The sequence below is a fragment of the Bacillus sp. RC240 genome (assembly GCF_044907945.1).
Classification (GTDB): Bacteria; Bacillota; Bacilli; order Bacillales; family Bacillaceae_G; genus Bacillus_A; species Bacillus_A mycoides.
In genome coordinates this window covers 161,167-184,406 of the sequence record NZ_JBIYCT010000006.1, presented here as the reverse complement: position 1 = coordinate 184,406, position 23,240 = coordinate 161,167, and the positions used below count along the sequence as shown (strand labels likewise).

Annotated in this window: 16 protein-coding genes, 1 pseudogene and 1 other annotated feature; of the genes and pseudogenes, 1 reads left to right on the top strand and 16 read right to left on the bottom strand. The window is 32.5% G+C overall.

Annotated elements, in window-relative coordinates; genetic code table 11:
- Nucleotides 1-214: 214 nt before the first annotated feature.
- The 10 genes from ABH955_RS19945 to ABH955_RS19900 form a co-directional block, all read right to left on the bottom strand.
- The gene (locus tag ABH955_RS19945; protein ID WP_404491550.1) at nt 215-2,050 is read right to left on the bottom strand and encodes an FtsX-like permease family protein; all 1,836 of its coding nucleotides are present in this window, start codon (nt 2,048-2,050) and stop codon (nt 215-217) included.
- Nucleotides 2,051-2,066: 16 nt separating this feature from the next.
- The gene (locus tag ABH955_RS19940; RefSeq protein WP_269481746.1) at nt 2,067-2,828 is read right to left on the bottom strand and encodes an ABC transporter ATP-binding protein; all 762 of its coding nucleotides are present in this window, start codon (nt 2,826-2,828) and stop codon (nt 2,067-2,069) included.
- Between the two features lie 255 nt (nt 2,829-3,083).
- The gene (locus ABH955_RS19935) at nt 3,084-4,160 is read right to left on the bottom strand and encodes a HAMP domain-containing sensor histidine kinase (RefSeq protein WP_113937236.1); all 1,077 of its coding nucleotides are present in this window, start codon (nt 4,158-4,160) and stop codon (nt 3,084-3,086) included.
- Nucleotides 4,157-4,843, bottom strand: coding sequence for a response regulator transcription factor (locus ABH955_RS19930; protein WP_404457097.1), 687 nt, complete (start codon nt 4,841-4,843; stop codon nt 4,157-4,159). The genes ABH955_RS19935 and ABH955_RS19930 overlap by 4 nt, the downstream gene beginning before the upstream one ends.
- 1,255 nt (nt 4,844-6,098) lie before the next feature.
- The gene (locus ABH955_RS19925) at nt 6,099-6,584 is read right to left on the bottom strand and encodes a DUF6241 domain-containing protein (protein WP_002130387.1); all 486 of its coding nucleotides are present in this window, start codon (nt 6,582-6,584) and stop codon (nt 6,099-6,101) included.
- A gap of 676 nt (nt 6,585-7,260) precedes the next feature.
- Entirely contained in the window at nt 7,261-8,691 is a 1,431-nt protein-coding gene (locus ABH955_RS19920; RefSeq protein ID WP_404457099.1) for an IS4 family transposase, read from the bottom strand.
- Nucleotides 8,692-8,800: 109 nt separating this feature from the next.
- Complete coding sequence (locus ABH955_RS19915) at nt 8,801-9,442, bottom strand: CPBP family intramembrane glutamic endopeptidase (protein ID WP_016093796.1); 642 nt, start codon at nt 9,440-9,442, stop codon at nt 8,801-8,803.
- A 24-nt stretch (nt 9,443-9,466) separates the two neighbouring features.
- Nucleotides 9,467-10,003, bottom strand: a complete 537-nt coding sequence (locus ABH955_RS19910) for a PadR family transcriptional regulator (protein ID WP_016093795.1) — start codon at nt 10,001-10,003, stop codon at nt 9,467-9,469.
- A gap of 352 nt (nt 10,004-10,355) precedes the next feature.
- On the bottom strand, nt 10,356-11,786 hold the full coding sequence (locus tag ABH955_RS19905; RefSeq protein ID WP_404457101.1) for an IS4 family transposase: 1,431 nt from the start codon (nt 11,784-11,786) through the stop codon (nt 10,356-10,358).
- Between the two features lie 283 nt (nt 11,787-12,069).
- Complete coding sequence (locus tag ABH955_RS19900; RefSeq protein ID WP_002169810.1) at nt 12,070-13,236, bottom strand: MFS transporter; 1,167 nt, start codon at nt 13,234-13,236, stop codon at nt 12,070-12,072.
- Between the two features lie 357 nt (nt 13,237-13,593).
- Here ABH955_RS19900 and ABH955_RS19895 point away from each other — a divergent pair, with 357 nt between their 5' ends.
- A complete protein-coding gene (locus ABH955_RS19895; RefSeq protein ID WP_107888416.1) occupies nt 13,594-14,463 on the top strand; it encodes a LysR substrate-binding domain-containing protein in 870 nt (289 codons plus the stop codon).
- Between the two features lie 14 nt (nt 14,464-14,477).
- Here the strand turns inward: ABH955_RS19895 and ABH955_RS19890 are convergent, their stop codons facing one another.
- From ABH955_RS19890 to ABH955_RS19865, 6 genes and pseudogenes are all read right to left on the bottom strand, one after another.
- Nucleotides 14,478-14,891, bottom strand: a complete 414-nt coding sequence (locus ABH955_RS19890) for an oxidoreductase (RefSeq protein ID WP_404457104.1) — start codon at nt 14,889-14,891, stop codon at nt 14,478-14,480.
- A gap of 304 nt (nt 14,892-15,195) precedes the next feature.
- A pseudogene (locus ABH955_RS19885) lies at nt 15,196-15,354 on the bottom strand (IS4 family transposase); the annotation flags it as partial.
- 230 nt (nt 15,355-15,584) lie between these two features.
- Complete coding sequence (locus tag ABH955_RS19880) at nt 15,585-16,844, bottom strand: MFS transporter (protein ID WP_404457106.1); 1,260 nt, start codon at nt 16,842-16,844, stop codon at nt 15,585-15,587.
- An 81-nt stretch (nt 16,845-16,925) separates the two neighbouring features.
- Nucleotides 16,926-17,182: a binding site (T-box leader), on the bottom strand.
- Between the two features lie 1,207 nt (nt 17,183-18,389).
- Complete coding sequence (locus ABH955_RS19875; protein ID WP_404457108.1) at nt 18,390-19,820, bottom strand: IS4 family transposase; 1,431 nt, start codon at nt 19,818-19,820, stop codon at nt 18,390-18,392.
- Between the two features lie 594 nt (nt 19,821-20,414).
- Nucleotides 20,415-21,308 carry a cation diffusion facilitator family transporter gene (locus ABH955_RS19870; RefSeq protein WP_404457110.1) on the bottom strand — a complete coding sequence of 298 codons (894 nt, stop codon included), beginning with the start codon at nt 21,306-21,308 and terminating at the stop codon, nt 20,415-20,417.
- An 823-nt stretch (nt 21,309-22,131) separates the two neighbouring features.
- On the bottom strand, nt 22,132-23,229 hold the full coding sequence (locus tag ABH955_RS19865) for a phosphodiester glycosidase family protein (protein WP_078205576.1): 1,098 nt from the start codon (nt 23,227-23,229) through the stop codon (nt 22,132-22,134).
- Nucleotides 23,230-23,240: the final 11 nt, after the last annotated feature.

The window sequence follows — 23,240 nt, the reverse complement described above, 5'->3', positions numbered from 1 at the left end:
AATATGAACATTAAACATGTTTTAAAATTTGTACCTTTATAAACATTGGTCATTTTTTAGGACGGATAATATTTAAAAAGTAAAACTAAGTTTATATCTTTTTATAATTTGTAAAATACACCATTAAATATCCAAATAAAAACCCAGTGATTTCATGCACACATACTGATATCACTGGGTTTTATAAGTTTAACATTTTGTATGTTTTGTAAAACTAATTTTCTTTTGGAAGTACAATTCTTTTATACAATTGAACTGTAGTAAAATAGTAAATCAAGTAAATTACTACAAAAATAATAATTGGTACCCAAATACGATTGTACGGATCAGGCAAAAGAACGCTGAACATGTTCATACCAACTAATACGTGAACAATACCCACAATTGCTGGGACTAAGAATACAAAGAATAACTCCTTATAAATTGATTGTGCTAATAACTCTTGGCGAACACCGATTTTACGAAGCATTTGATAACGTGTACAATCTTTGAATGCACCAGACAGAACTTTAAACATCAAGCAACTTGCCATCATTGCTAAGTACGCAATTCCGACGAAGAAGCCCATGAACATCAATCCACTTAACATACCATGAAGAGAATTATACATTTGATATTTACTCTTCAGTTCTTCAGGTTTCATATTTGTATATTTAGCTAACTGTAATTCGTCAAGTTGTTTCCATTCTTTTAAATATGATTTAAAATCATCTGTTTTCCCCATAAACATAGTACTTTCTGGACCCTTTATACTATGATACATGTTTTTGTCTACAATTTTTATTTTATGATCAGGATATATATACTTTGGCTGGATTGTTTGGAAAGCGTCGCTCCATTGTTGCGGTGTCTTCTTCACGTTTGCACCAATTGGCAACTCTTCTGAAACTCTCTTTGTTTTCCCAAACTCTGCTCTTTCATTTTTATTTTTCAATACTAAAGGACGATTTTTCTCTAAATCCTCTTTTAAATAATAAATCGACTGACCTTCTATTTTGTAATGATATTCAAGCTTCTCTGTAAATAAGATAGTATTCAAAATTTTCTTTTCTTCAGCTGTTGGATTATGAACGACTGAATCGTAAATTTCACTACCATTAACTATTTTTATTACGTTGTTTTTAAATGCCATACCACACGCAATTCCGCCAGTGCCAAGAGCCACTAAGATTGCTACCGTGGCAAGCACATTTGTTAGGCCATTAATGCGGAAATTTAATTGTGCAAAAGTAAAAGCATTGAGGCCTTTTTCACTACGTTTTTTATTACTCTTTAACTTGTTAATCATAACTGGGAGAAGTGATCCAAATAACATGTAAGTACCAACGGTTGCTGTGATTAATCCAACGGCCATTAATCCCAGACCCATTAGCGGGTTTGCATATTTCATATAGATTAGTGATGCATAACCAATACCCAATAAAATCACACCAAGGATTGCAACTACAACTGTCATTTTTCCTTTTATGGCGACACGTTCTGTTTGTTCATCTGCATGTACAAGTTGCAGTACAGAAATACGAGATAATTTAATACTATTTATAATTGCCGATAATACAAATAGTGCAAAGAAGAAGACGCAAGTAATAGCTATAGATGGCAGATAAAATGCTTTATAACCTTCGCCAGCAAACTCGAGTTGTTTCATTAATAGCTGACCGATACCTTCTGCGAGCCCTACACCAACTGTAATTCCAATCACAAGAGATGCGGCACCTAATATAATTGTTTCGATAAACATAAGTAAGGTAACTTTATGCTTTTTTGCTCCTAACATCATATACATACCAAATTCTTTTTGGCGAAGAGATGATAAGAACGAGTTTGCATATAAAATATAAAAAAATGTGATAAACGCTAACAAAAAGGACCCAATTTTAAATACAGACACAATATCCCCAATAGAAGAGTTAGATTCAAGGAACGCCTTATTGAGTGCTAATGTTTGAAACATATAAAAAGTTGAAATAGAGACAATAAGACCAACAAGTAAGACAATGTAATCTTGCAACTTACTTTTTAGGCCTGACATGGAAAGCTTAAATAACATGATTGAACTTCCTTCCTTACGCTTTTTGTGTGCCTAAGTCTGCAAGCACGTCTAAAATTTTTTTATAAAATTCATCACGTGTACCACCGCGATGAATTTCTTTATATAGCTCACCATCTTGAATGAATAAAATACGCTGACAGTAACTTGCACTATATGGATCATGAGTAACCATCATAATAGATACCCCTTGCTCTTTATTTAAGTTTGTCATCGCATCCAGTAAACTCGTTGCATTTTTAGAATCAAGCGATCCTGTTGGCTCGTCCCCTAAAATAATTGCTGGTTCATGCACTAACGCACGTGCTGCTGCTGAACGTTGCTTCTGTCCACCAGATACTTCAGATGGATACTTTTGAAGTATTGCTGAAATGCCTAACATATCAGCTACTTTTTCTACTTTCGGTCCAATATTTCGTGATGAAACACCTTGAAGTGAAAGTGGAAGAGCGATGTTTTCGTAAATAGATAAGTTCTCTAATAAGTTAAAGTCTTGGAAAATGAATCCTAACTTTTGTGAACGGAAATCAGAAAGCTCACCTTGTTTCATTTTCGTAATATCCGTTCCTGCAATTTCAACAACGCCGCCCGTTGCTTTATCTAACGTTGAAATTACATTTAATAATGTCGTTTTACCAGAACCAGAAGGTCCCATAATTCCGACAAACTCACCCTCTTGAATTGAGAATGAAACACCTTTTAACGCGTGTGAGTGATTCTCACCTTTTTTACCGTACACTTTTTGGACGTTTTTCACATCTACAACTGGTTTTGTCATATATATCCTCCTACGTTTGTTTTTTCATTTCTTTAAAATAAGCTGCTATTCTTATTTGCTTTTAATAAAATTTTCATGTTGCATCCACCTTAAAGCTAAAATGAAAACTCTCTTCTTTATCTACTTCACTCACCTCATCGCTTTCAATATATACATGATAAACTATGAAAATTAGAAAACACCCCGTAAAAACCTTAAGAATTCTTAAGGTTTTATAAAAAAAAGCTTATGGAACCTGTAATTCCATAAGCCATTCTATTTGATTGGATGTTCAACAATAAAGGACATCCAGCCGTCTTTATACTCTGCATGTATATTACCATGATGAAGTTCAACAATTCTTTTTGAGATAGCAAGTCCTAGACCATTTCCCTGGTCATCTTTTCTTGCCTTATCTCCCCTGAAAAACCTTTCAAACAATTTATTTGGATCGCTAACAGGTGGCTTCTCGACTTTATTTGATACTTTTAAAATTGCTTTGTTACCTATTAGTTCAAGACTTATTGATAATTCGGATGGTTTCATGCTGTACTTTATCGCATTCATAAACAGGTTTTCATAAACACGTACCATTTTTTCTATATCTATGAAGATAGGTATTGTTTCTTCCGTGATTGATTTTTGAACGATTAAACTTTCCTTTTCAAATATAGGAATGTATTCTCCAACTATTTGTTCTAACAAACCTGATAAATCAACTTCATTAAAGTTTAACTTAGTATCGATGCCTGATAAACGGGTATACTCAAATAGTTCATCTATTAGATATTTCAATCTCTGTGATTTTAAATATGTGGTTTCGAGATACTCCTGTAATTGTGTTTTACTGTCGTATTGCCCTCTTTTTAATAAATCTACATAGCCGATAATAGATGTCAACGGTGTGCGTAAGTCATGAGATACATTGGTTATAAGTTCATTTTTGGTACGTTCCAATCGCCTTTCCTGTTCAAATGTATGCTCCAATTCCTTAGACATATAATTTATATTTTGAGCAAGTTGGGTCAATTCGTCCTTCCCCTTAATCCCAATTGTCAAACCCAGTTTTCCATTGGCAATATCATTCACATTATCAGAAATGAGCTTCAAATATACTATTTTCTTTCGAACCAATATCAAAAAAATTATTATAAAAGTAAAGATTGCGAACGCGATTAAGAAGAATATTGCGAAATAGAATGCAAACATACCCAAACGGTCGTATTTTATAAATAATGGTACTATGATGTATAGAAAATTGAGGATTGTTAAACCAAACGAAGCAAAAAAACTAACTGCAACTGCAACAAGAAGTTTTATAATTATTTTATTTCTAAAACTAACCCTCTTCATATTTTATACCCAATTCCCCAAACAGTTTTAATATAAATGGGATGTTTAGAATCCTCTTCGATTTTGTCTCTTATTTTTGTAATATGCACCATGACGGTATTATCTGATTTATAAAAAACCTCTTTCCAAACGGCTTCATATATTTTTGCAACACTCAGGACAATCCCTTTGTTACCGGCAAGTAGTTCGAGTATATCAAACTCTTTTGGAGTTAGCCTTGTTTCCTTTCCCCTTACCCATACTTGACGTGTATCTGTATTCACGGTTAAATCACCAATTTCTAGGATGCTTTTATTATGATTTATTGACGTATTGTATTTTTTAAACCTTCTTAATTGGGATTTTACCCTAGCGATTAATTCCAATGGATTAAACGGTTTTGATAAATAATCGTCTGCACCAGAGGCTAGACCGTGAATTTTGTCTATATCCTCAGATTTTGCAGATAGCATAATGATAGGAATATTGCGGTCTTCCCTGATCTTCATACATGCTTCAATACCATCCATATTAGGCATCATAATATCTAATATTATAAGATCAAACTCCTTTTCTTCTAGCAGTTGTAAAGCTTCCATAGCATCTTCTGCCTTTTGAGTTTTCAGACCTTCATTTTCCAAATAAACAGAGATAAGATTTCTAATCTCTTTATCATCATCGACAATAAGAATTTTTGACTCCATATGATTCCTCCATATTTTTTCTCGTATTAAACAGCTAAAGACATGAGCAGGTGAGACATTTCTATCTTCTCTTTTTCTTAAGCTTGCAAACGGAAGACAAGAAATAACATAATGTATATACGTAATATCGTTCTCCCTAATATATTGTTCAATATTTACTACTGATCCATATACAATAAATAAGTTCCCTTTTTCTTTAACTTTTGCTTTTAGTAAAAAAATAAAATTCCATATTATTTTCCACTAATAAAATAATTGTCTTGAGATTTCTTCTTTTAATTAATTTTTCTGTGAATACACCTGTACTCAGTCCATATTTGACAATGTAATTTACTTTCTTCAAATCAATTCCTTCAATTATTTTGTCTCCAAGAAACCTTAAAATTGGAATGGCTGCACCAACTGATTTTTAGTGCATTATATACAGAAATAAGAAAGCGAATTGTTTTCATACCTAATCATCCCACAGGTTTGAACTTATAATCATACTCTAGAGTCCAAACCTTAAGAAAAAGGGGCAAAAGTTCTTAAGAATTCTTAAGCTTTCTACAGCATTTTGTCATAAGAAAATATGACGACTCTCGAAATGTTAGCGGTATCCCCAATAACACTTACTATTCGTCAATCCGAAGGACAAAAAGAACTTGTAGGAATCCCTACAAGTTCTTTTTTAAATAATGTAAAAAAGTTAAAACAAACTATCTCATAATTTGAATCGGAGCAAACACTATAACCACGGGTTGATTATAGTATACAAAAAATATTAATATATGACCTTTATATATTTGAAAATTATGTGAATTTAGAAAAGAATAACAAACAACGATCTTGACTCCATAAAAACTCTAATTATACATTTTGAATAAAACACTTTAAATCAACATACATTTCATAATAAATTAGTTAAAATATATGCATAGGTAAATAGAGAAGAATGTAGCCTTCTTACAGAAAGGTATATATTTTTATTGGTTTATAATCTATACAAATAAAATATACATATAAATGTGTATAAATATAAAATATTAAATCCGACCTATCTCTCTATTTGTGTTTGTCATTGGCTATTCTGCTTTCTTGTTGTTTAAAATAAAAAGAGGAACAACTAATGTTCCTCTTTTAATCTCTAAGAATTTGGTATATGGACAGCTTATATTTTAAATAAATTTCAAACGAAAATGAAATTTGCAACATTTCACCTATAAACACTAAAAACAAACAAAGAGCGATTTTTTCACCCTTTGTTTGTTGTAGATTATTTATTTAATTCAGCTTTTGCTTGTTTCAAGAGATACTCCTTTTCTTGCTCTGGCGTAGCCTCTTTATATGCTTTACCGTCGTTCCCATCTTTCCACTTACTCAACATATTATGCTCTTTAACTATTTGAGAAAAATCCCCGTGTTCCCATCGATCGATGATCATACGATACTCTCCTAAATGCTTTACATACATTGGAGTGCTTTTAGTGATTGCCTCTTTTACTTCTTGAATATTCTCGGCACTCATTTTGATAAAGCCCTCTTTCTTATCGGATAACACCTTTTGATTAGTCATTTTGAGCATTGTATCATTTATGCGTTTTTCAGCTTCCACTGCCACTTCGACTTTTTCCCCTTTAACCGAGTTGATCATTTCCTCCTCTTTGTGATTCCCGAGGTAATCCCCAACTTTAAAACCTGTTAAAACACCGATCGCTATACAAAAAATTAAAATCAATGATACTTTCGTTATTTTTCTCATTTATTAATCCTCCTTTACTATGAAGAGCCATTTGCAATATAACTTTTATAGAGCAGCTCGACATTTGCGCTCTTTAATAATTTAAGCATAAATTCTATGTTCTTTTTAAAAACAGGTATAATTTATCAGTGCAGTACAACAATTCCTTATATGATCCTTTTTTCCTTTTCTAATAGGTAACCTGCGCTTTCAACCAATTTGATTTCATCAATAAGAGAAAAAACAGTCTTTGATATATTAGGTGTCAATTACAATTGTACCATTTCTAAAGATCGAGCGGCTTAATTGAAAAAAACAAACCCCATTAGGATTTATGATGTATGTAAATTCTTAAATAATCTACACCACTCCCCTGAAAATTTCCTAAGTCTTAGTTTGATAGTGATGTGGAAGACCCCCCTTTTATAGTTTATAGAAGAAGTACATCAGTTATCTATTAAAACTATTATTTAAAAAAATTTCTTAAATGTTTTATTTATTCTACTTTCGTTTCACTTAATAAGGTAAGGAGCTAATTTACTAGATAACTTGATTAAATAGGGGTATCCCCCATCGCCATCAAGCTAAGATTAAGTAAAAGTCCGTCAACTAGATTTTTTCTATTTTCTAAAGAGTTGATATCAGCTTTCTAAAAATCTGCATACCAAATAAACCCTAACGGGTTTCATTTTTTTAATTAAGCTACATGATTGTGAGTAACGAAATAATTGTACACGACACCCAATATATCAAAGACTGTTTTCTTCTCATATCGATGAGACTTCCGCCCATTTTTATGCAAGAGATTGAACAAACGAAGGAAGGTCTTTGATAGTTCCTGGGTGTTTTGTTGTAGAGATTGATATATAAGTAGGTAGTAATCTTTAATGATATAGACCGCTTTATATTCACTTAATTCTCGTTTCTTTTTGACGAGGAGTAAGTGACGCATTTGAAACATAGTGGAGGAACAAAGAAGGATACTAATTAATTGCCCATATAAATGACACTCTAGCCGTTCTAATTTTACAGAATTACAATGATGAATACGAAAAAATGATTTCCATGTTTTAAATATCAATTCAATTTGCCATCGTAAGGAGTAAAAATCGTATACTTGTTCCTTTGGTAGATATTCCGAAGGGATATTCGTAATGTAAAAGTTTATTGCACTAAGCCGCTTACTGCGTTCTTTATAGGTGATTTGTTTCTTATGTTCTTTAGATGCTAAATCTTTTTGCCTACGTTTCATTTGTGTTTCAGTTAATTTATATAAGATAAGTCTTGCAGGAAGTTTTTGATACATTCCGATATAAATCTCAGGAATCTCATATGTTTCACCAGACTGTAATTGGTCAATAAATTGCTCCATATCTAGTTGAATGTACTCAGAATGCTTTTTTATCGTTCCATTGTGAAAGTATTCAGGTTCCCTATTCTTTTGATATATACGAGTATTGAGCTTTAATCGTGAAATAAAATAAGCATCACACTCGCTTATAATATGTAGATCTTTTAAGTCGAAGTATCCTAAATCACGTATACATACATCGTGTGGTTGAAGAGACGTTAGGCAAGTGGATCCATACGTTTTATCATTGTGTTTTCCCGATCCTACATGAACATGTAGAAATTGACCACTTAGTAAATCGTACTCTAATTGAATTTTCACACCAGCACTTTGACCACTACCTCCTGAACCTTGATATGTAGAGGCAAATTTATCTGGAACCTGAAAATGTGTAGAATCCAATACACGAATCCGACGAAAATAGTTTGTATACGATGTTGGAATTTGGCTAGATAAACAAAATTGTTGATGGAGTAAAGAGGCTAATATTTGTTGTAACAACTGTACAGCTTGGGAATTAAAGCGTTGATTGAGTCCTTCTGGGCTCATAGAAATACCTGTGTTAACTTCTAATCGGCTACATAGTTGTGTCAATGAAGTATTTGCTATATTTTGGCTTAACCAAACACATAGAGCCACAAAATCCTGTGCGCGGTATTTACTTTTTCGTTGAACAAATCCTATCTCTCTAGCTAACTGTTCCAAAGCATACGGTGACATATATCGTTGTAGTTCTTTAGAAAACAATTCTAGTTCATCTAAAATCGATAAATTCATACAAAAACGCCATCCTTCCTGTATAATTCTACAAAAAGAATAGCGTTTTTTTCGTAATTTGAATACAAATTTATCTCAGCTTAATGAATATAGAATGGATTTTTTTAATTTAAATAGTCATCATAAGTAAAACAGCAACGATATTGGCAGATGCATGAGCTATCCAAGAAATATAGATATTCTTCGTTTTATAGAAAATAACCCCAAAAATCATACTATCTATGAATACTGTTATTAAATCTATTAAAACCACAATAAAATTCCCAATAGATATATGCATCAATGTGAAAATGATAGATGATAATAAAATCGAATAAACAGGTTTTATAAGCCAGTTAAGTCTTCCTTGCACTAAACCTCTAAAAGTAATTTCTTCTCCTAAAGCTAATATTAGTAAAGTGAAAAGTAAATTCCCATTAATTGCTTCAATGAAATCAGCTCTTTCTAATACATGATCTAACACTTCTGGAAATATATTTTTATACAAAAGGAAATAAATCACTTGTAAAATCACGCCAACCAATATTACAAGTGGCCAAGAATGTTTCAAATCGCTCAAGATATTTTTTCGATTAAATCCAATACTTTCCCTTGTCCTTTTTCTAGCCATTCTCTCTATTAAAAAATATACAATCGGTAGTATGAATACTAATCCTTTTATTTGTGGAATAAAAAAAGTACTGACTAACATAGCGACTACAAAAATCACCATTTCAAGAAAGGGACGTTTCTCGAACAAAATTGTCTTCATTTGAACCTCCATTAACTAAAGATGTTACTTACATGTATTGTTTTTTCTTTTCATAAGATATTCTAGCCAGCTTATCTCCATTTCTAAATGACGAACGCCATAATCGAGGAGTGAAGAACGATGGTAAAATTCTTCAGAATTACTTGACTGAGACGTTTGTACTGCAACAATTTCCTCGACTTGTTGAAGCTTAGACTTTTGATTTTTTAAATGATAATAAAATTCTTTTAAAAGATTCGAGCGTTTGTCTTTCTCTAGATAATCAATAAAGAATATTTTTACTAAGTGTTCATTTTTAGTAGTTTGTAAAGGCTGCTCAAGCCATTTGAAAAGTGCAACTTTTCCTGCATTCTGTATCGTATAATTTTTTTTGTTTTTACTATCACCCTTCACATTTTTTACACTTACCCATTCTTTTTCCTCGAGCCTTTTAAGTGCGGGATATAGACTACCAAAACTGGACTTGTAGAAAAAACCGATAGAGTGATCGATATTCTTCTTCAAGTCATAGCCGCTCATCGATTCCTCATGTAACAAACCTAATATGATATATTCAAGCATTTTGTCACCTCAACTTTATATCTAAATTATATATCGTTTCGATATATTGAGCAATAACTTTTTATTTGAATGTATGAAATTATACATTATGAATCCCCTAGTTTTTTGTACTTGGGCTTAAATTTTTCAAATATAAAAATACCACTATTTATAAGAATTGGGATTATTTTTTCGTTATGGGGAGAAAAGAATTTCTTAGGTTGATGGGCATGTGGCGGTACCCCATCACTATCAAGCTAAGCTTATGCAAAGTCAATTTTAGGCGAGATTGTTTCTTTTTTCTAAAGGGCAAGTGTAGGTGATTGAAAGATTTGCATACGAAATAAACCCTAACGGGTTTCACTTTTTTGAATTAAGCGGCTTGATTATCAGACATGGTACAATTGTAAACGACACCTAATATATCAAAGACCGTTTTTTTCTCATATCGATGAGATTTCCGCCCGTTTTGCTGTAGGAGATTGAACAGGCGAAGTAACACCTTTGATAGCTCTTGGGTGTTTTTTTGTATAGTTTGGAATAGAAGAAGAAAATAGTCTTTAATCATATATATGGCTTTATACTCACTAAGCTCTCGTTTTTTCTTCATGAGGAGCAATTGGCGCATTTGAAACATGATAGAAGAACAGAGTAGAATGGCAATCAATTGACCATATAAATGGCACTCCAATCGTTCTGGTTTTATCTTTTTACAATGATGGATTTGAAAGAATGACTTCCACGTTTTAAATAAAATTTCGATTTGCCAACGCAAAGAATACCAGTCATGTACCTGTCCCATCGGGACAATATCTGTAGGGGTGTTTGTCATATATACATTGATACCACTGAGTCGTTTACTACGAGGAGAATACTTCATTCCTTTCTTTTTTTCTCTTACAGCTTGATCTTGTAATCGTTTTTGTTGCTGTTGTTTTGTTAATCGATGAACAATTACACGAGCTGGCACTTTATCAATCATTCCTACATAAGCATCAGCTATTTCACATGTTTGTCCTGGTTGAAGGGAGTTCATTAACGTCTCCATATCTATCTGTATATACTCTGTACCTTTCTTAATTCTTCCATCTTGAAAATAATCAGGGTTAGGATTTTTTTGATACATACGTGTATTTGACTTGATACGAGAGATATAGTAGGCCTCGTTATCTTGTATATATTGAAGGTCTTTTAAATGAAAATAACCTAAATCTCGGATACATAAATCATTCGCTGTCACAGTTGGGGCACACAGAGAGCCGTAAGTGCGATCATGTTGTTTACCTGGACCTGTATGAATATGTAGGAACTGTCCACTTAACAAATCATACTCAAGTTGAATTTTTATCCCAGCTGTATGGCTGCATCCTCCTGCACCTGGATAAACCGATGAAAATACATCCGGGAGTTGAAATGCAGTTGAATCTAAAATACGAATACGCTTGAAAACAAAAGTATATGGAGAAGAAATCGGCATAGATGAGATCAGTTTTTGGTTTAGTAGTTCAGCTAGTATGTGTTGTAAAAGTTGGACGGCCGCCTTATTAAATCGTTGATTCAGTCCTTCAGGACTGATAAGCACTGCTGTTGATGCTTCTAAACAGCTAGATAACTGAGTTAAAGAAGTCATAGCTACATTTTGGCTCACCCATACACATAAAGCGACTAAATCTTTTGCTTGGTACTTACTGGTTCGTTGTACAAAACCAACATCTCTAGCAAGATCCCGTAAGGTATTTGGAGATAAAAAACTTTGAATCTCTTGAGCAAATAGTTGTAATTCGTCAGACACAGAAACAGACATAAAAAACGCCATCCTTTCCTATGATTCTACAGAAAGAATAGCGTATTTTTTCATTCTAGGGGGCATTTCTTTTTATTAGCTTGATAGCGATGGGGTGCTATCCATAATGGAAATGTAAAAATTCATGCCTCTTTTACAACTTTAGTTTATCAATGATAAAACCTATTCAAATTGGAAATCCGAATAGGCTTTATCGAAAATTTGAGTAATACTTAAGGACGTTTTTTTATAAGAATAATGCTTTAATTTCCCTTTAAAATCAAGGAAATTCATATAATCATAATCAAACTGCTTTTTTAGCTTTTACTACACCAAAAGCGTTTTTTCTCATGCTATAAAATTGAAGGATTAAAGAGATAGCCATCGAAAGGATTGCGAAGTATATTAATGCTATAGTTCCCATTCCCAAAGATATAACTACTCCACCTAGTGTAGCTCCTACTGCACTCCCTAAATAGTTAATAGAACTATTTAGAGCAACCGCGGCACTACCGTGTTTAGGTTGATAAGATAGTAAAATGTGTTGTTGAGGTGCGCCAGATGCCCATCCCATAGCTCCCCAGATGAAGAATGGTAAGTACTTTATTATAGAGAGATTAATCATTAACGGAATGCATATTACAGAACATGTCAAAATAATTAAAATCATTGCCATTAATGTTTTCGGTTTTTTAAAGTAATCAATTAAGTATCCAATTAATACACTACCAAATAATCCGCCTAATCCCCATGCCCACAAATAAACTGTTAGCTCGTTTGAATCGGTTAGGTCATGAATTAAAGGTGATAAATACGTATATAAACCTAAACTCGCGATACTTGCAAAGAATGTTATTAATACAGTTACTGTTACTCTTTTATCTAAGAACATTGCAAGCCTTTCTTTCATAGCAGGTGGTGCTGTAACTGGAACCTGAGGTAGAAACTTAAGAATACTTAAAGCAGCAACAACACTAAGTACAACTACAAACCACATTGCTAACTGCCAATCAAATTGATTGGCAATATAAAGACCTATAGGAACACCCAATACAGTTCCCATACTCATACCACCTATTGTTAATCCTAATGCCCGACCTTTTTTTTCGACTGGAACTAACATGGTAGATCCTGCTACCGCCAATGGTGAAAATAAGCCTGCTCCGATACCAGCAATTGCTCTTGATACCAAGAAAATAGAAAAATTTGGAGCTATGGCTGTCAATGCATTAGCAAGCCCAAAGATTACTATGGAAATTAATAAAACTTTTTTAATAGGTTTTCCTGCTAAGAGGGACGCAAATAATGGAGCAGATATTGCGTAACATAGTGTGAATATACTTACAGCTTGTCCCACCTGGGAAGCACTTTTTTGATAAGTCTCACTTATTCCAGGAACAAGCCCTGCAATAATATAGGCATCAAATCCTAAGGCAAACATACCAATCGCCAAAAATAGAACTTTTTTCATAAATAAACCACCTTTACATATTTAAAAATAAGAGAATTTCTAAAATAAACCTCTATAAGCACAGTATTTGTAATAGTTTGCTTTTCGAAAGTCTTAATTTTGTAACTAAAATAATTAATTTCGAAAATATAAAATATCAATATTAAGTTTAATCACTATTTAGGATTTCTAGATTACTAATTGAGTTAAAAATCCCCTGTAAATAACGCTATTAAAATTAAAAAATCTGCAGATTTGGTTAAATAAATCCAGGGGGGTAAGTGTTACTCTTTTTGCTTTAATATGTTAATATTAGTATACAAAATAGGGGTAATTAAATAAAATGAATAATATTAATGCAAGGGATGAAAACAACTCATGAGTATCATTAAGTATGAAATTTTTGAAGCAGTAATCAAAACAGGAAGTTTTACTAAAGCCTCTGAAATTTCAAATATGACTCAATCAGCAGTGAGTCATGCAATTTCTAACTTAGAAAAAGAATTAGGAACTTCTTTGTTCACAAGAAATGGACGTAGCATTACATTAACCCCTAATGGAGCAAAGGCGTATGAGTATATTAATGAGATACTTACAATAAATCGAAAGTTAGTGAAAACTGATTTTTCTGATCCGTCAAGATTGCCCAAAACACTTACAATTGGAACGTTTACAAGTATCAAAAACCATATTTTGCCCCAAATAATTAAAAATTTTAATAGCTTATATCCTTTTATTGAACTTGTTATTTTTGAGGGCACATATGATGAAATTGAAGATTGGGCATTAAATAGAGTTATAGACCTTGGATTTACCATTACCGAAAATCCAAATTTAGTATCCATTCCTTTCTTAGAAGATGAATTAGTCATAGCAGCTCCCAACGGTGTAGAAATTTATCAGAATGATAGTTTATTAAGTGATTTCTTTCAAAAAAATTCTATCATTATGCCAGCTGCACCTTATCGAAAACAAGTTGAAAACTTTTTAAATAAGCATAACTTAGTACCAAATATCCATTCACACATAAGTGACTGCAATACAATTGTGAAAATGGTTAATTTAGGAATAGGAATTTCTATAGGACCAAAATTATTTTTAAAATCTTTTGAGCATATACAAATTCACAAACTTCCAGATAGGCACTATAGAAACATATACATTTCACATCCAATTCCAACTATGGATACTCCTACACAGGAGCACTATGTACAAGAATTTATAAAAATAGCAAGGAACTCGATATAGTTCCTTGCTATTTTTTATCCTAATCTTCCAAATCCACTTTGCTCGCTTAATAAAACCCGATTATCTGAATGGTTATATGTCACCGTATAAAAGTCCAGTTTACAAGAATCAATTTTATTGAGTAATTCTTGTAAGCACATCGCAGCTTTTAAATTTGGAAATCCATAAGAAGGTTCTTGTTCTAACATCACATAGTCAGTAATATCTCTTACAACATTAATGATTCTTTCTAACTTTCTATCACCAACATAATCTTCATCTAGATAATTAAAATCCAATACTATCTCTTTTTGATTATCAGTTTCTGTCCAAATACTTAGAGAATCTTCATACCAGTTTGGTGTATCAAAAGCAAGTTGTGAAAAAACTAAGCGGTCATCATTATCAATAAATACAAAGTCTAACTCTCTTCTTCTAAATAAATTCACAAAGCTACTGTACCCAGTAACTATTGCTCCATTAATTTCGCCTACAATGGAAACACTGTCTGGAACGGCATCACCAGATATCGATTAATCTGATTACACTCCTTGAATGTTTTTTATGTTTAATTGAGAATCGAAATTTATCCACTGCATAAGATCCAAGGAGTGAATAATTTCACTAATGACACCTGTTGTTGGACGATAGTCATTAATTCTATTTTTTTCCATAAAAAGTTTGCTCTTACTAATTTAAGATTGTTTTCTTTCACATATGTTTTTAATAATCGAGCAGCTTTTGAGTATCTTGCAACCATACACATAAAGCTACTAAATCTTTTGCTTGGTACTTACTGGTTCGTTGTACAAAACCAACATCTCTAGCAAGATCCCGTAAGGTATTTGGAGATAAAAAGCTTTGAATCTCTTGAGCAAATAGTTGTAATTCTTCAGACACAGAAACAGACATAAAAACGCCATCCTTTCCTATGATTCTACAGAAAGGATAACGTCTTTTTAGTTTTATGGATAGTGCAAAACTTTAGCTTTATAGCAGTACTTTATATAGCCGTTTAATAATTGATTCTGTTATTTAACTATGTTTACATGACCTTCGTTATCGGTAATAAAAAGAATCTTTCAGTAAGGATCCTTTTTATTTCATCACTATTATTTAATTTTATTTATTAAACAAGGAATTTATTGAAACGAATCTTTAAGCTCAGTTGAATTAGAATAGAATTTTGCTTTTGATGGTTGAACACTGCAAATAAATAGTATGATAGATATCAAAAACATTAAAAATGCTCCTGAAACTACAACAAATCGTATAGATATAAGCTCTGAAAAAACACCAAAGATTACAGTAACTGTAATAATTAAAAAAGCCTCAATAAACCCGTAAATACTGACAACTCTGCCCATCACATCAACAGGTATATTGTTTTGATAAAATGTGTAAAAACCGGTATTAGAAAAGGCAGTAGCAAATGATAAAACAAAAACCCCTACAGATGCTATAAAAAAGGTATTAGAAGATGTAAAAATCATATAACCTACTGCAGTTATTAAGGAACCCATACCCATAAGCCATGAGATAGGTATTTTTTCATTAATTATTGCATTAGATAAAGAACCTACCAATACTCCTGCTCCAGCAATGCTGACTAAAATTCCATATTCACCTTCAGATAAAGAAAGTATCCTAGTTGCAAAAGCAGCTTCCAACGAATCTGTAGCTGTCATCATGACTACCATCGCACTAAATAAAAGATATATTATCATGACATATAGAAACTTACGGCTAAATCCAATAACAAGCTTCCAATCATCTATTAATAACCTAAGAGATAATTTTGTTGTATCTGATGTTTTTTCTAACTGTGCAGAGGATTCAACATTAGGCATTCCTACTGTAATTAATGCAGATAAAAATAAAGCTCCAGCATTGATATAAATAGCCATATTAGGTGTACCAATTGTAAACATCATTCCCGCTATTGCTGGTCCAGTCAAAAATGCTCCGGAATCAAGTAGGCTACGTAAAGAGTTGAAACGTTTTCTTTGTCCTATTGGTATTAACTTTGTAATATAAGTTACCGATGTTGAGTGGTACATAGAGCTCGCTATTGTAATAAGAAAGACCATAGCATATATAAGCCCTAAAGAAGAGAAGAAAGGTAATAATGCAATTAGCACAGTCTGAAAGATACCTAGTGCTATCATGAGATATTTTTTATTTGAACGATCTACAAGACTTCCTGACCAAATATTAGTAAACAATGTTGATAAAGCCCTAATAATATATAAACCAGAGACAGCAATTGCCGATTCTGTTATGTTAAGAACGATTAGGTTTAGAGCAATAAAGTAAACCCAACTTCCAACACTTGAAACACCAATACTAAACAATAAGATAGATGGATACCGCCAAGTTTCCAATGTTTTTTTAAAAATCAATTGAATTCCTCCTAAAATATAATCAGATAGAATGCAACACTTAAAACAAAATAAAAAAATCCCACCCCCAAGACTTGAAGTCTTAGGGACGAGATTTATCATCGCGGTGCCACCCTAGTTTATTAATATGTCGCCATATTAACCTTATCAGGTACGGCATTTAAAAATGCTTATACCTTAGCTCTATAACGGGAGCTCCCGTCACATCACCCCCTCCTAAAAGGTTCCGACGTGCTGCTCTGAGGCTTGCTTCAATAAAGAAATTCTAACCCTTTTTCAGCTACCAGGGTTCTCTGTATAGAATTCACTTTATTTACTCTTCTCTTCATCACATTTATTTTTTATATAATATCACCTATTGGTATCTATGTAAATATCTGAATTTTTTTATAATAAAAAAACTATTAAGACATATGATTCGCATCTAACAACTAAAAAAAGAAAAATACTGCAGAGCAAAAATTGTTTGCAACTTTAATACAAAGTCGTTTTTTTCGTTTTGGGGGTACTATAAAATATTAGCTTGATAGCGATGGGGCGGGACCCCTAATATTGATGAAAAAAGACCGAGCAACTTATAATTATTATGGGTGAAACCAAAATAATTATAAATCCAACTATTCTATATTTTGAAAAGAACTGAACAATATACCCTATTAAAAGTAAAAAAATTAATACCCATATTAAATAGTAATCAAAGTTAGCTGGTTGACCAAAGGCTCTTGCACTGAGATTCAATATAGAAAAAATTAATAGAAATACCGGAAATACTATCAGTAAAATACGGTAAAGTACTTTTAATATTTTCAAACTATCCCTCCATACATATACTTAATTTCGAATGGTATATCCCACTATCTATAAATTACCGCCTTTTTTCATATCCTAAGATATATAGGTATATTTTAACATCTTCCAAGTTGAATGATTACTAAAATTAATCGTATATAAAAGTATTTTCATTTAACCATTCTGTGAATTGCAGAACGATCTCTTTTAAACATATTCAGCAACAAGAAATATTAATACGTATATTACAACCCCCTTTATATCATCGTAAATGGAGCGAAAAAGTACTCAGATGAGTACTTTTTGCTAACTTAAATCACCATTTTACTTTTGAGCGGTTGCTCTCATATATTTCGCTAATATATCTACATTAGTTATTAAAAGGGATTTTATTTCAAATGTTATTGGTAGTTCAGTTTCAATCAAGACCCATGTGATTTTATATGTAAAAAAGCCCCTTTTTTATCTAAAGGAGGCTAAGGATTATTCTTATTAAGCTAACACTTTGAGGTATCCCTAAAACAAAAATTTTATATAACTACAACCATTATTTATGAGAATTTAGGTCATTTTTTTCGTTTTGGGGAACAATGAATTTCTTAGCTTGATGGGCATGTGGCGGTACCCCATCGCTATCAAGCTAAGCTCATGTAACGTCAATGATAGGCGAGATTGTTTCTTTTTTTCGAAAGTCTATATGTAGGTGCTTTAAAGATTTGCATACGAAATAAACCCTAACGGGTTTCCTTTTTTGAATTAAGCCGCTTGATTATCAGACATGGTACAATTGTAAACGACACCTAATATATCAAAGACTGTTTTCTTCTCATATCGATGAGATTTTCGCCCGTTTTGCTGTAGAAGATTGAATAGGCGATATAGAACCTTTGATAGTTCTTGGGTGTCTTTCTGTATAGCTTGGAAAAGAAGAAGAAAATAATCTCTAATCATATATATGACCTTATACTCACTCAGTTCTCGTTTCTTTTTCATAAGAAGTAATTGACGCATTTGAAACATGATAGAAGAACAGAGTAGAATGGCAATCAATTGTCCATACAAATGGCACTCCCATCTTTCTGGTTTTATTTTTTTACACTGATGAATTTGAAAGAATGACTTCCACGTTTTAAATAAAATTTCGATTTGCCAGCGTAAAGAATACCAATCATGTACTTGTCCCATCGGGACAATGTCTGTAGGTGTGTTTGTCATATATACATTGATGCCACTGAGTCGTTTACTACGAGTAGAATACTTCATTCCTTTCTTTTTTTCTCTTACAGTTTGATCTTGTAATCGTTTTTGTTGTTGTTCTTTGGTTAGTCGATGAACAATCACACGGGTTGGTACTTTATCAGTCATTCCTACATAAGCGTTGGATATTTCACATGTTTGTCCTGGTTGAAGAGAGTTCATTAAGACCTCCATATCTATCTGTATATACTCTGTACCTTTCTTGATTCTTCCATCTTGAAAATAATCAGGAGTGGGATTTTTTTGATAAATACGTGTATTTGATTTAATACGAGAGATATAGTAAGCCTTTTTATCTTGTATATGTTGAAGATCTTTCAAGTGAAAATAACCTAAATCACGGATACATAAATCATTCGCTGCCACAGTTGGGGCACATAGAGAACCATAGGTTCGATCATGTTGTTTACCTGGGCCTGTATGAATATGTAGGAACTGTCCACTTAATAAATCATACTCAAGCTGAATCTTCACCCCAGCTGTATGGCTGCATCCTCCTGCACCTGGATAAACAGATGAAAATACATCGGGAAGTTGAAAGGCAGTTGAATCTAGGATACGAATACGTTTGAAAATAGAAGCGTATGGAGAAGTGAGCATCTTAGTTGAAGATAACTTTTGGTTGAGAAGTTCGGCTAACACTTGTTGTAGGAATTGCACGGCTGTGGCATTAAATCGTTGATTCAGTCCTTGGGGACTGATGAGCACTTCTGTTGATGCTTCTAAACAGCTACATAAATGAGTTAAAGAGGTTTTAGCGACTTTTTGACTGATCCATACACATAAAGCGACTAAATCTTTTGCTTGGTACTTACTGGTTCTTTGCACAAAACCAACATTTCTAGCAAGATCTCGTAAGAAATTTGGAGATAAGAAGTTTTGAATTTCTTGAGCAAATAGTTGTAATTCATCAGATACAGAAATAGACATACAAAAACGCCATCCTTTCCTATGATTCTACAGAAAGAATAGCGTATTTTTTCATTTTAGGGGGGATTTTATTTTGTTAGCTTGATAGCGATGTGGCGGTACCCCTATAAGCAAAAGTGTTTCTTCATTAATGATTTTCTTACTAATTAAAAACTAATAACTTGTGATGAATCTCTGATTTTTCTTTTCAAGAATATGAATTTATATCATTGGATTGGAGATAACCTAAATAACTAGCTGAGCAAAAAGCCAATTTCCTTAGCGTACAGGAAATTGGCTTTTTGTTTAACGTGAGGTAGTTATTTTCAGCTGAAAAATCAATGATGGAAATAAAATCCAGTCTTTGACCCATTTTTACACGTATCTCGGCTGAACCCCAAATACGCGAAGGTTGGGAAATTAGTAAATCATAGATAAAAACGTCCTATATTTTAATAGGACGTTTTTTCTTCTATAAATAATGTATTTGAGATGTATTGTACTCATAACTATAAATGTTTTTTAATTATGGACATTATACAAGTCGACCAATTCTCCAATATCTAAAAAGGACGGTTTAACTACTTACTTATATCTATCTATAATTAAATAAACCTACTTCTCCTCATACCATGGGTTTAAATGAATTAGTACTTCATATATTTCTGGGTTCTGATTTATAATAGTAGTTTTTATATCCCTACAAATATCATGTCCATGCTGGATGCTTAAATGTGCCGGGACACTAATTCTAATATCAATTAATACATAGTGACCATGATCACGTGCGCGCATTCTATCAATTCTTTTTACAAAAGGATGGGCCTGAATTATTCTCTTATATTCACTACATTTCTCGGTATGAATACCACCTTCCATTAATATATATATTGATTCTTTCCCCATACTAATCGCTAACTTTAATACGAAAAAGGAAACGATAATACCAGCTAAAGGATCCCCATATGCTGCATATGGAATGGAATAGATATTGTTTATCAAAGCAATACCAATTCCAATTACAGCTGCAATTGAGGCATAAACATCAGCAAGATGATCATAAGCAGTTGCTATAAGCCCTTTGCTGCTTGTTTTTCGACCAATTCGTATTGTGTATACATATAAAATTTGCTTCCATATTAATGAAATAATCGCTGCTATAAAAGCAATTATATGGGGTTCTGTCGCTGGTTCAAATAATGACTTTATTGATTCATAAGCCATAAATAAAGCCGCTAAAATTAAAATCACAGCTACAATTCCTGATGATATAACTTCTGCTTTACCATGTCCATAAGGATGATCTTCATCAGCTGGCTGGTTTGAAATTTTCATTGATCCCAATGAGGCTAAGGATGCTACAACATCGGCAGCATTATGAATCCCGTCGGCTAATAATACCTGACTTTTGAAAAGTAAACCGACTATAATTTTGATGAGAGTCAGAAATATATTGCTAATTACACTAATCCATGCTGCCAATAAGGACGTTTTTTGGTTAGCATTCATAGTTATCCCCACCTTAACTTTACTCTTGTTTCAAAATATTATTGTTTAATTCAATTGTGTAGTTATAAGTCTATGTCTCATCATTTTAATTTCTTTCATACATTACCCAATAATAAGTGTGTGGGTCTATACAAACATTTTCTCCCATCAGTAAAGGTTTAAAGCATAACTTACTTTGTTCTTTTATCCTTATTTGTTATGAAGTGTAAAAAGAGTGACACAAAATGCCATGCTTTTATTATTCCTTTTACGTTTAGTATTGGAGTTACTTTAACATCCTTAAAATAGTAATTATGATTGAATAAAAAGACGAGAGTTGGAAATTAGGAAATCATAGAAAAAACGATCTATAAGATGTAATACTGACCTAAAATAATTAAAGATAAATAAGATATACTACACGACGACGCATGTTGTTTAACAATGTAGTTTTAGGGTGTATTATCCCTTTGCTTGATACACCTATTGTTTATGTTTTTTATCACCCTTTTATCATTACAAACATCAAAGCGACTAATGTGTTGCTTTGATGTTTGATGAAATGTTTTCAGGTATGATTACTAATTCATTCTGCGCATTAATCTTTACTCATCTGATCACAACAATTATTTTTACAGGTTGTCCATTTCACATAGCTGTAGCAAATACTATAAGATTAAAAGCATATAATTGAATATGAGTGTAAACTGTATACATTATTTATCCTTCTTTTAACTTCTTGGAGATTTTCCATATAATTGAGTATCTCTTTACGCTTTTCTTTAATTACACTCTTTGTATGTTAGTTTTTAAACTTTAATTAATCCTTCATTTATTTAAGAATTCATAAATCAGTTGAAATATTTGCATCAAATTCATCTGATTTTTTAGTATCTATTTTTTTCCCATCTATTGTCATCTTTATTTTTTGTTTTTGGTTTGCTGTTACCACCCAAGTATTTGGTAAATAACGATCTTCATGTGATAATGTAGAAGGTGAATTTATAACCTTTCCTCCTAAATATAGCGTAGCAGAAGAACCTCCATCCATTGCCATTGCATTTATTGCTCCTTTTTCATATAGAATATCTTGACACTCTTTTAACGTGGCTCCTATGCTATGTGTTTGTCTACCATCTATCACTAGAAACATTATTGTGCCATCTTCTTTTTGAGCCATAATACTTCGTGGAGCAGAACCCCAACCACCGTCTCCTTCTGTGATCATTTTTTCTCCATTTACAATTAACTGTGGCATAAATCCTGCTGCTGAAACGACTTGTTTATCCAAAAGTTGTTGGGTAGAATAATTTCCTGTTATCATTTGTCCAAACTTTGTTAAACCGGTAATAATTGTAGGGGTATTTTTATCTATATTTGTATCAATAGCTTTTCCATTTTCTATTACTATTCCAGTTGCAACATTTCCTCCACCTCTTCCTGTCTCATCAGCAAATCCACTTGCATTCACAGCAACAAGTGCATGATTACGTTTTGCCATTACACTAATTTTTTCTCCCCTGTTAGCTCCTTGTGTTCCTTGATGGCTAACAAGTTTAACATTGAAGGGATTGCTAATGGTAATTAACTTTCCTTCGAAAAGAAAACGACTATCTTTATTACTTTTAATTGTTTCTACATCAATTTCTAATGGCTGATTTTTTAATTCTTCTAATCTTTTTCCTGCTATTTTTTTATAAATAGCCTCATCACTATTTGACCATTTTGGATGATTAATTCTATCTTGCAGTTTATCTAGTTCCTTTTGGGATAGGAATGTATATTTCGCATATTGTGGATGCTGAGAAGTTAGTATACTCCCAGCAATTGTTACACGAAGATCTCGGCCATAGTTAGTACCAAATAATATTCCTATGCCAATAAGCATGAAAATAGAAAAAAGAAGCAAAATTCGTTTGAAGATTTTTCTTAGATGTTTCATAGGTTTCTCCT